General features: G+C 50.0%; 10 protein-coding genes. 1 reads left to right on the top strand and 9 read right to left on the bottom strand.

Going from position 1 to position 9,909, the window contains the following annotated elements; genetic code table 11:
* The 4 genes from cgtA to rplU all read right to left on the bottom strand — a co-directional run.
* Nucleotides 1–577 (bottom strand): Obg family GTPase CgtA (cgtA, locus tag ACLTD4_RS12960; protein ID WP_412331348.1); only part of this gene is annotated, 577 nt, incomplete at its 3' end.
* Nucleotides 578–651: 74 nt separating this feature from the next.
* The gene (gene rpmA / locus ACLTD4_RS12955) at nt 652–942 is read right to left on the bottom strand and encodes a 50S ribosomal protein L27 (protein WP_002604077.1); all 291 of its coding nucleotides are present in this window, start codon (nt 940–942) and stop codon (nt 652–654) included.
* 3 nt (nt 943–945) lie between these two features.
* Nucleotides 946–1,275, bottom strand: coding sequence for a ribosomal-processing cysteine protease Prp (locus ACLTD4_RS12950; protein ID WP_002604078.1), 330 nt, complete (start codon nt 1,273–1,275; stop codon nt 946–948).
* Nucleotides 1,276–1,289: 14 nt separating this feature from the next.
* Nucleotides 1,290–1,598, bottom strand: coding sequence for a 50S ribosomal protein L21 (rplU, locus tag ACLTD4_RS12945; RefSeq protein ID WP_002604079.1), 309 nt, complete (start codon nt 1,596–1,598; stop codon nt 1,290–1,292).
* A gap of 225 nt (nt 1,599–1,823) precedes the next feature.
* On the opposite strand from rplU, the gene ACLTD4_RS12940 reads away from it, so the two are divergent.
* Nucleotides 1,824–2,999, top strand: coding sequence for an MFS transporter (locus tag ACLTD4_RS12940; protein WP_117620700.1), 1,176 nt, complete (start codon nt 1,824–1,826; stop codon nt 2,997–2,999).
* Between the two features lie 175 nt (nt 3,000–3,174).
* Here the strand turns inward: ACLTD4_RS12940 and ACLTD4_RS12935 are convergent, their stop codons facing one another.
* The 5 genes from ACLTD4_RS12935 to ACLTD4_RS12915 are packed head-to-tail and all read right to left on the bottom strand — an operon-like array spanning nt 3,175 to nt 9,733.
* Nucleotides 3,175–4,614, bottom strand: a complete 1,440-nt coding sequence (locus ACLTD4_RS12935; RefSeq protein WP_117620701.1) for a TrkH family potassium uptake protein — start codon at nt 4,612–4,614, stop codon at nt 3,175–3,177.
* Between the two features lie 15 nt (nt 4,615–4,629).
* The gene (trkA, locus tag ACLTD4_RS12930; protein WP_055652760.1) at nt 4,630–5,985 is read right to left on the bottom strand and encodes a Trk system potassium transporter TrkA; all 1,356 of its coding nucleotides are present in this window, start codon (nt 5,983–5,985) and stop codon (nt 4,630–4,632) included.
* Nucleotides 5,982–7,181: a ribonuclease E/G gene (locus ACLTD4_RS12925; protein WP_412331347.1), complete on the bottom strand. Its 1,200-nt coding sequence runs from the start codon at nt 7,179–7,181 to the stop codon at nt 5,982–5,984. The genes trkA and ACLTD4_RS12925 overlap by 4 nt, the downstream gene beginning before the upstream one ends.
* Nucleotides 7,174–7,884, bottom strand: a complete 711-nt coding sequence (locus ACLTD4_RS12920) for a TIGR03936 family radical SAM-associated protein (protein ID WP_117620702.1) — start codon at nt 7,882–7,884, stop codon at nt 7,174–7,176. Before ACLTD4_RS12920 ends, ACLTD4_RS12925 begins: the two co-directional genes overlap by 8 nt.
* On the bottom strand, nt 7,868–9,733 hold the full coding sequence (locus tag ACLTD4_RS12915; RefSeq protein WP_117620703.1) for a TIGR03960 family B12-binding radical SAM protein: 1,866 nt from the start codon (nt 9,731–9,733) through the stop codon (nt 7,868–7,870). Before ACLTD4_RS12915 ends, ACLTD4_RS12920 begins: the two co-directional genes overlap by 17 nt.
* Nucleotides 9,734–9,909 lie beyond the last annotated feature (176 nt).

Below are 9,909 nucleotides of genomic sequence, written 5' to 3'. Positions count from 1 at the left end.
GGGTTGTGAAATGGTAATTGGCAATCTTCGGGCGTGCATTGCTGACACGGGAGAGCAGCGTGGATTTTCCAACATTCGGAAATCCTACGAGACCGACATCCGCGATAACCTTGAGTTCCAGCTGGACCCAGAGCTCCTGGCCGGACTGTCCAGGCTGGGCGTATTTCGGTGCCTGCATGGTTGGAGTGGCGTAATGCATGTTGCCCTGACCGCCGCGGCCGCCTTTTAAGATGACTTCTCTCCGGTTTTCACCGGACATATCGTCGATGACTTTTCCTGATTCAAACTCTTTGATGACCGTTCCTTCCGGAACCTTGACGATGAGATCGCCGCCATTTTTCCCGTGGCAGCGCTTCTTGCCTCCCTGTTCTCCGTCCTGGGCAGCGTATTTGCGCACCTGGCGGAAATCGCTTAAGGTATTTAAACCGTCATCCACTTCAAAGATAATATCGCCGCCGTCGCCTCCGTCACCGCCGTCGGGACCGCCGCAGGGAACATAGAGTTCCCGGCGGAAGCTGACGTGACCGTCGCCGCCTTTTCCTGATTTAATAAATATTTTTGCTCTATCGGCAAACATGAATTCACCTGTTTCCTTTCCATTGGCATTTTAAAAGAAACGGCTTCATACGGTGAGGTATGAAGCCGGTCTAATTATTCGCTTATTACTCTTGGATAAACAGAAACCTGCTTTTTGTCTCTGCCTTTTCTTTCAAATCTGACAACGCCGTCCACCGTAGCGAACAGTGTATCGTCTCCGCCGCGGCCTACATTAAGACCTGGATGGATATGAGTACCACGCTGTCTGTAGAGAATGTTGCCGGCTAATACGAACTGACCATCGGCTCTCTTAGCACCTAACCTCTTAGACTCGGAGTCTCTGCCGTTCTTTGTAGATCCAACACCTTTTTTATGAGCGAAGAATTGAAGGTTCATCTTTAACATCACTTACACCTCCTCAAATCGAATTTTTATATATTGTTTCCCATATGATTCCATGATATTCGTAAGCCCGAGCACCAGAGAATTCATAAGGAGTTTTGATTCCGGACTGATCTCTCCTGAAAAACGCAGCTGAAAGTCTCCCGAACGTTCATCGGCACTTCCCTCAAAATCGTCTTCCGTAAAGGTCTCGATCGAGTTATAAGCGGAGAATACCAGGGCTGAAACGGCGGCACAGACGATGTCCTGCCCTTCCTCACCGTACCCGGCATGTCCTGTAAGCTTAAGTTCGCGGACCACTCTGTCTGAATCTTCCAAAACTGTTACTTTAATCATAGTCTCTGCCTGAATTAAGCGTTGATCTTTTCAATCTTCACCTGGGTATAAGCCTGTCTGTGACCATTTTTCTTATGGTATCCGGATTTTCTCTTATACTTGTAAACAATGACTTTTTTCGCCTTGCCTTCTTTCACAACTGTACCTGTTACGGTAGCACCTGCTACTGTCGGGCATCCAACTGCTAATTCGCCGTTGTTTACTACCAGTACCTGATCAAATGTGACTGCTTCACCAGCGTCAACACCAAGCTTTTCTACTTTAATGATATCGCCTTCAGCTACTTTGTACTGCTTACCACCTGTTGCAATAATCGCGTACATATGGCACCTCCTATTATCATTACTCGCCAACTGTGGTGCTTCGCTTTTACACGAAAACTTTTAGACCTCATTGTGCGGCATACTGTAACATAATACCATTTGTCTTTTGTAAAGTCAACATAAATAATACAAAATTATAAAGTTTTTCTGGGTTTTTGCCTTGTATTTCCACTTTCTTCTTAGTATACTGGAAAAAGTTTGGTTTGACAAGGAGGGGTAATACCCATGAAAACAGATAGAAGGAAACAAATTTTTATCCGCTGCTGCTACGGCTATTCGGTCAGCGGGATGGCGGTGCTGGTGATCGGAGCGATTCTGCCGTCGGTGATCGCGGAGGCCGGAATCAGCTTTCTGGCTGCGGGCGGACTGCTCTCCGTGATGGCGGTGGGGAATCTTCTGGCCAGCTTCCTCTTCCCCGTCATGGTTCCCGCCATGGGAAGACGGTTCTCCATCACAGTGATGACCGCCATGGCGCCGCTCTGTCTGCTGGGACTCACTCTTCTGCCGCCGCTTCCTGTCATGTACGGCATTATGCTGGTCTATGGCCTTGTGAGAGGTTCTGTTACAATTATAAATAACGCCGCCGTCAACGATATTTACGATGGAGGCGCAGCCGGGAAGCTGAACCTTCTGCACTGCAGCTTCGCGGTCGGGGCGTTCCTGGCGCCATTTCTCACCGCAGTCCTGCTGAAGCTGGGATTTGGCTGGCGGTCGGTCGTCTATCTCCTGATCTTCATCACCGCCACCTCTGCACTCACTTACGGAACCATGGATTACAGTCTGTTAAATGAACGGGCCAGAGATGCGGCACCTTTAAAACAATCCGGAAAACGGGAAGGGCGGGGATTCTTAAAGTCCTTTCAGTTTCACTGTATCGCCCTGATCCTCTTCTTCTATCTGGGTGTGGAAAATTGTATCAACGGCTGGTTTGTCACGTATCTGCAGAATACCGGGGTCATGAGCGAGACGTATGCCACCACACTGGTGTCGGTGACCTGGCTGGTCATCATGGCGGGCAGGCTGGTCTGCGCCTCACTGTCCGGAAGGATGAGACGCAGCTCTCTCATACTGATGAACGCACTGGGAAGCGGTATCTGCTTTTTCCTGCTGATCTCTACGAAGAGCCTTCCGCTCATTACCCTCGCGCTGATCGGCTTCGGCTTTTTCCTGGCGGGTATCTATCCCACCTGCATCGCCGACGCGGGACCGCTGATCCAGGGCTCAACCTTCGGCATGTCGGTGCTTACGGCGATCTCCGCCATGGGCGGCATTCTGACACCCCAGATAGTGGGCGGCGCGGCGGATCATGTCGGGATCGTGGCCGCGATCGGGATCCTGGTGGTGAATGTGATTCTGGTGATCCTGCTTGCAGGGATTAATAGGAAGAAGTACTGTGATTGAGGCTGAGAGCATAGGAAGTAGAACTGTGACTGAGGCTGAGGCATAGGAATAGGAATAGGTATATTGACTGAGATTGCGATAAATAGAAGGAAGTATCGCGACTGCGAACAGGATGCAAAAAGCACAGGGGAAAGAATATCCATTCAGCCCCCTGTGCTTTTTTTGACAAAAATATTTACTTTTTCCATGTGGATGGTGCAAACAGCAGAAGCATCGGGAAAACCTCCAGACGTCCGGCCAGCATATCGAACATCATCACCCATTTCGACATGGCCGAGAAGCCGGAGAAATTGCCGGTGGGGCCGACAGCGCCGAGTCCCGGGCCGATGTTGTTGAAGGTCGCCGCCACAGCGGTGAAATTCGTTGTAAAATCAAAGTTATCGAGGCTGACGATCACGGTCGAGAGAACGAAAATCACCAGGTAAGCCACCAGAAATGTATTGATGGACCGGATGACCTGATGCTCGACCGGTTTGCTTTCGATCTTTATGATCTTGACACTCCTCGGATGAAGCAGGGAAAATAACTCCTTTTTCACCGATTTAAGCAGAATAATGACCCTGGATACCTTGAGGCCGCCGCCCGTACTTCCGGCGCAGGCGCCGATGAACATCAATACGACGAGCAGACCCTTGGAGAATTCCGGCCATTTGTCAAAATCTACCGTGGAGAAGCCGGTGGTCGTGATGATGGATGCTACCTGAAATGCCGCATGGTGGAAGGCCGCAAAGATACTGGTAAAGCTTCCGCGGATATTGAGGGTGATGAGAAGAACGGTTACGCCGATAATTCCCAGATAAGCCCTCGCCTCCTCGCAGCGAAGCGCGTCCTTCGGATGGTGAATCAGGAATAGGTAATACACGTTAAAGTTAATGCCAAAGAGTATCATGAACACGGTGATGACTCCCTGGAGATAATAGCTGTCATAGAAGGCAATGCTGTTGTTTTTGATGCCGAAACCACCGGTACCGGCCGTACCGAAGCTGGTTGCCAGCGAATCGAACAGCGGCATACCGCCGACAAGCAGGAGGATGACCTCCACCACTGTCATGAAAAAATAGATTCCGTAGAGAATCTTGGCGGTGGATTTTACCTTTGGAACCAGCTTCCCTACAGATGGCCCCGGGCTCTCCGCTTTCATGAGGTACATGTTATAACCGCCTGCCAGCGGAAGGATGGCGAGAATAAACACGAGAACGCCCATGCCTCCGATCCAGTGTGTAAAACTCCTCCAGATCAGCATACAGTGGGACAGACCTTCCACATCCGTTAAAATGCTGGCTCCCGTCGTCGTAAAACCGGAGATTACCTCGAACATGGCATCCTCAAACCGGGGAATCTCCCTGCTTAAGTAAAAGGGCAGGGACCCGAAAAAGCTGAGCACAATCCAGCTCATTGCAACAGAGACAAAGCCCTCCTTGGCGAAGAATACCATATTATCCGGTTTCCTGCGTGTCAGAAGAAGACCGGTCGTTCCGCATACCGCCATGACGGCCAGGAACCAGATTCCGCTGCTTTCCCGGTAAATGGCAGCAACCACACATGGAAGCAGCATAAAGATGGCTTCCATATTCATAATCCATCCCAGAAGATAGACGATAATTTTCTTATTCATTTCCTTCGCCTTTTCCTACTTTAGTATATCCTTCAAATCATTTAATCCGGTATTGGTGGTAACGATGATTACACGGTCACCGGTTTCAATAACATCTTTTCCGCGGGGGCTCCGGATCCTTCCATTGCGGTTAATGCAGGCAACCAGAAGATTGTCCTTTAAGCGAAGCTTCTCCAGCGGAATGCCGACGATCGCGGGATCGTTCATCACGCGGAATTCCAGCGCCTCGGCGCGGTTAGCCACGATTTTATAGAGTGTCTCCACATTGCTGCCCATGGAATTCTGCATGGCGCGCACATACTGCAGGATGGAATCAGAGGTAATTAACTTGGGATAGATCACACTGCCTAAATTCATGGAGTTAATTACATTTTCAAAGGCTATCTTATTGACCTTTGTGATCAGCTTCGCCTTTGACTGGCTGGCCGCATACAGCGACAGCATGATGTTTTCCTCGTCGAATCCGGTCAGGGATGCAAATGCCTCTGTCTGGCGGACGCCCTCCTGTAAAAGCAGCTCCTGATCAGAACCGTCGCCGTGGATAATCATGGCCTTTGGCAGCAGCTCGCTGAGCTCGTTGCAGCGTTCGCCGTTCTGTTCGATGATTTTGATCTGAATCTTCGTGTTTTCCAGAAGCTTTGCCACGTAATACGTGATCTTGCCGCCTCCTACAAACATGGCGGTTTTGATGGTATTATTGATGATTCCGGCCTGCTTGAAGAATTCCGTGGATTCTGCAGGAGGCGCGATGATGGAGATCTTGTCTCCCGCCTGCATCTCGAAATCACCGCTGGGGATGATGACCTCCTCTCCCCTCTCCACCGCACAGATCAGGACGGTACAGTGAAGCTTGTCCAGAACGTCACGGACCTTCATGGTATGGAGCTTCGAGTGGTCGGGAACGAGGAATTTTAAAATCTCGATACGGCCCTTGGCGAAGGTATCGATCTTGATGGCCGACGGAAAACGAAGCAGTCTGGAGATCTCCATGGCCGCAGCCATCTCCGGATTGATGGCCATGGAAAGCCCCAGTTCCTCCCGGATATAACGCGTCTCCGAGCTGTATTCCGGATTCCGGATTCTCGCGATCGTATGACAGTTACCTGCTTTTTTTGCAATCAGACAGCAGAGCATATTTAACTCGTCTGAATTGGTGGTGGCGATGAGTAAATCTGTTTCCTGGATTCCCGCCTCCATCTGAACCTTATAAACCGCACCATTTCCCACGACACCCATGACGTCGATCCGCTCAGTGATAGCGCTTAGAACAGCTGTGTTCTTATCAATGATTGTGATGTCATGATGTTCGTTGTTCAACTGTTCGGCCAGGGTAGTTCCTACCTTCCCACACCCGACAATTATGATTTTCATGTGTCTGCCTTCCCTTTTATAAGCGCGGCCTGTTCATGGAACGGCCTGCGTATTTTTTTTCTGGTGACTTCCACCAGATTCAGTTTTGTAATTTCCACAACGGATGTCTTAACCGGATCCTTTGCCAGAACCCGGGACAATACGGATAAGAGTTCCCGCTGGTCCTCTTCTGTCTCCATATCGATGAAATCGATGATGATGATTCCGGATAAGTTGCGCAGCCGCAGCTGGCGGGCGATTTCCACGGCCGCCTCCGTGTTGATCTTCATAATCGTGTCATGGAGATTCTTTTTGCCGGAGTACTTCCCGGTGTTGACGTCGATCACGCAGAGCGCCTCCGTAGGCTCGATGACGAGATAGCCGCCGGATTTCAGCCATACCCGTTTGCCAAGCGCTTCACTCATGGATTTTTCCACTTTGTAAAGCTTGGACAGCGGCAGCAGGGCGTCGTCATAAAATGTCAGCTTCTGTAAGTCTCCGGGCTGAAAGCTTTTGAGATAAGCCTGAATGGCCTCGTAAATATCGGTCTCATCCGTTACGATCGCTCCCAGAGAACCGTGAAAGCTGTCACGGATATCGGTCAGATACGACGGAGGGGTCTTGTATAAGAGACTGTAGCATGTCCGGTGAAGGGCGTCCTCCATGACTCTGCGGTATAATGCTCCTTTCTTAAGCTCTTCCAGAATCGCATCAAAAGAGGCTTCCGGCGCATTTGTTCTCACAATTATACCGAAATCCTCTTCCTTTTCTGCCTCCAGAATGGGTTTGATCTGTTTCTTCCACTCCAGATCCGACAGCTTTGAGGAGAACCCCAGCTGCCGTTTACCGGCCGTCAGGACGATGTAGCGCCCTGTGAAGTTTAAATTGCCGGTAAGGACGGGCGCCTTTGTCTTGACTGCGTCCCGGTCAACCTGTACGATGATTTCATCGCCGGCCCTCAGCCTGCCATCCGGACTGGCTGCGGAGGCATGATGAATATAGCCGTCCGCAAGGCTTAAATATCCCATACAGCCGTCTCCGATCTCGACGAAGGCCGCCCCAATGTTTTTCACGATGTTCTTTACTTTACCAATATAAATGCTGCCGAGAATGGAACGCTCTTCCTCCGGCTCGAGGTTCAGGGACACGGTATCACCGTCTGACTGAACCATCGTAAGGATTGCTCCGTTCCATCTCGTAATGATGAGCTTATTCAACTTCTTCACCTATAAGTCCCAAAGGCACCAGGTTTCTGTGTTCTTCATCACCGGTATTGCCGTAGACCTCTTCCCGCTGGATTAAAAAGGCGAATTCCGGGCAGGACTCGCCCCGCCACCGGTCATACGTCTCCATGATCAGCTCCGGCTTTAAGTTGTCCTGGCTTCCGGCGGAAACCTTCATGAAGATACGGTCTCCTTCTGTGGTAAGCTCGTAGATGGCCGGCTTTAAATCCATCTCCCGCTCACCCTTTTTCGTCTTTTTCACTGCGAGTATCTGATCCTGCTGATAAAATTCCTTCAGGCCTGCAAAAAAGGCTTCCAGATCCTCCGGCGCTTTTCCTTCGCGGAACGTAAGCGTATAGTCCGCGGCGGCCACAATGGACATGGCATTTTTCGCATTGTCCTCCAGTTTATGACACTCCAGAACTTCAATTCCTTCCACCATAACCGCATTCAGCTGTTTCACCATGGTTTCGCAGCTGCTCATGGAATTTACCTCAATGTCCATGTACTCTCCGTTGCTCGTCAGGCCGAGTCCAAGGGGAGCCGCAAAGGACATGATCTGGTGGGGGCTAAAGCCCTCGCTGTATTTAATATCAATGCCGGCACGCCGTATGGCCTTCTGAAAATACCGCATGACATCGAGATGACCGATAAATTTAACGGGGCCCTGCTTCGAGAACTTAATTCTTACTTTCATAGCAGACACCTCCTCCAAAACGCATCCCGCCGCAGGCAGAACATCTCTGTCGGCAGTTCGGCGTTAATTTTTCATCAATGGCGTTCAGCCACTCTCTCTTTAAGAATTCTTTAGAAACACCCGCGTCGATGAAATCCCATGGGAAAACTTCGTCCAGGCTTCGCTCTCTCGTCGTATAGAAATCTATGGAAAGGCCGCAGGTCTCAAAGGCCTTCATCCAGATTCGGTTGTCAAAGTATTCGGACCAGGAGTCGTATATGGCACCGTTTTTATAGGCTTCCTCGATCAGCGCACCGGTCTTTCTGTCGCCGCGCGCCAGAACTCCTTCCAATACGGTTAAATCCGCCTCGTGGTAATTGTACTTAAGGCTCTTCTGGTTCTTCATCTGCCGGAACTTGTCCTTGACGATGTAAGCCCTTTCGATAAACTCTTCTTTCGTACACATGCGGGCCCACTGGAATGGAGTAAACGGCTTTGGTACGAAGAACGAAGAACTGGCCACTACGTTTACCTTACCGTTTCTCTGTTCCTTCGGAATCTCATAGTAGATTTCCGCCACTTTTTCAGAGAGTTCGGCAATGCCTTCCATGTCCTCCTTCGTCTCCGTCGGAAGACCAAGCATGAAGTAAAGCTTCACACGGTTCCATCCGCCATGAAAGGCGTCGTTCGCGCCCTGTAAGATCACTTCTTCCGTCAGTCCCTTGTTGATTACGTCGCGGAGTCTCTGAGATCCGGCTTCCGGGGCAAAGGTCAGGCTGCTCTTCTTCACATCCTGTACCTTGCTCATGACGTCTAAGGAAAACGCGTCGATTCGGAGGGATGGCAGGGAAATATTCACCCCCTGTCCCTTGAACTCATCGATCAGGAAATTCACAAGCCCTTCCAGGTACGTATAATCGCTGGAGCTTAAGGAACTCAGGGAAATCTCCTCGTGTCCCGTGCTTTTCAGCATCTTATAGGCGTAATCTTTTAAATATTCGAGGCTGTGCTCGCGCAGCGGACGGTATACGTTGCCGGCCTGGCAGAAACGGCATCCGCGGATGCAGCCCCTCTGGATCTCTAAAACCACGCGGTCCTGAGTCGCTTTGATAAAAGGAACCACGGGAGTCTCGATATAGTATGCGTCGTCCATGTTCACCACCAGCTGCTTGGTGATGGTCTCCTTCGCATGGCTGTTATTGGGGCGGAAGCTTTTTATGGTTCCGTCCTCATGGTATTCCACATCGTAAAAGGCCGGAACATAGATGCCTTCAATCTCGGCGGCCTGTTCCAGGAATTCACGGCGGCTCCTGCCCTGTTTCTTATTTTCTTTATAGCGGTCCATCAGTTCGAAATAAACCGTCTCTCCCTCACCGATATAGAACATGTCGAAGAAATCGGCCAGGGGCTCCGGATTATAGGCGCAGGGGCCGCCTCCGATGACAATGGGATCACTCTCCGTCCGGTTCGCCGCGTGAAGCGGAATCTGTGCCAGATCCAGAACCTGCAGAATGTTCGTGTATGACATCTCATACTGAAGCGTGATTCCAAAGAAATCAAAATCTCTGACCGGGTCCTGCGATTCCAGGGCGAACAGCGGAATCTTTTTTTCCCGCATGATCTTGTCTAAATCGGTCCATGGGGAATAAACACGTTCGCAGTAGATGTCTTCCCGGCGGTTGAACATATCGTAGAGAATCTGCATGCCGAGATGCGACATACCGATTTCGTACACGTCGGGAAAACACATGGCAAAGCGGATGTCCACTTTTTTCGGGTCCTTATTTACTGTATTTACCTCGCCCCCGATGTAACGGGCAGGCTGCTGGATACTTAGTAATATTTCATCATTTAAAGCTAGTTTTCTCATTTTTTTTCCTTATTTATTGTGCTATTTGCACAGTATTTTTGGTTTGCGCAAAGGGCCAAACTGAATTGAAAAGAGCTTGAAAATACATCCTGATTTGCTCTTATTTGTTCCTTTTTCACCCCTTTTTTCAAGAAAATCGGGCCCTTTTTTGAAAAAAACGACAAATCTTTTTTATC

It is taken from the genome of Hungatella sp. (assembly GCF_046966825.1).
Note: the sequence above shows the minus strand (reverse complement) of the source record. Positions and strands in the feature narration are given on the sequence as shown.

Excerpts from the sequence above, each read along its gene's own strand:
- ACLTD4_RS12940 (WP_117620700.1), top strand. The coding sequence starts at position 1,824 with ATGAAAACAGATAGAAGGAAACAAATTTTTATCCGCTGCTGCTACGGC.
- ACLTD4_RS12920 (WP_117620702.1), bottom strand. The coding sequence starts at position 7,884 with ATGAAAGTAAGAATTAAGTTCTCGAAGCAGGGCCCCGTTAAATTTATC.
- trkA (WP_055652760.1), bottom strand. The coding sequence starts at position 5,985 with ATGAAAATCATAATTGTCGGGTGTGGGAAGGTAGGAACTACCCTGGCC.
- ACLTD4_RS12915 (WP_117620703.1), bottom strand. The coding sequence starts at position 9,733 with ATGAGAAAACTAGCTTTAAATGATGAAATATTACTAAGTATCCAGCAG.
- ACLTD4_RS12935 (WP_117620701.1), bottom strand. The coding sequence starts at position 4,614 with ATGAATAAGAAAATTATCGTCTATCTTCTGGGATGGATTATGAATATG.
- ACLTD4_RS12950 (WP_002604078.1), bottom strand. The coding sequence starts at position 1,275 with ATGATTAAAGTAACAGTTTTGGAAGATTCAGACAGAGTGGTCCGCGAA.
- rpmA (WP_002604077.1), bottom strand. The coding sequence starts at position 942 with ATGTTAAAGATGAACCTTCAATTCTTCGCTCATAAAAAAGGTGTTGGA.
- rplU (WP_002604079.1), bottom strand. The coding sequence starts at position 1,598 with ATGTACGCGATTATTGCAACAGGTGGTAAGCAGTACAAAGTAGCTGAA.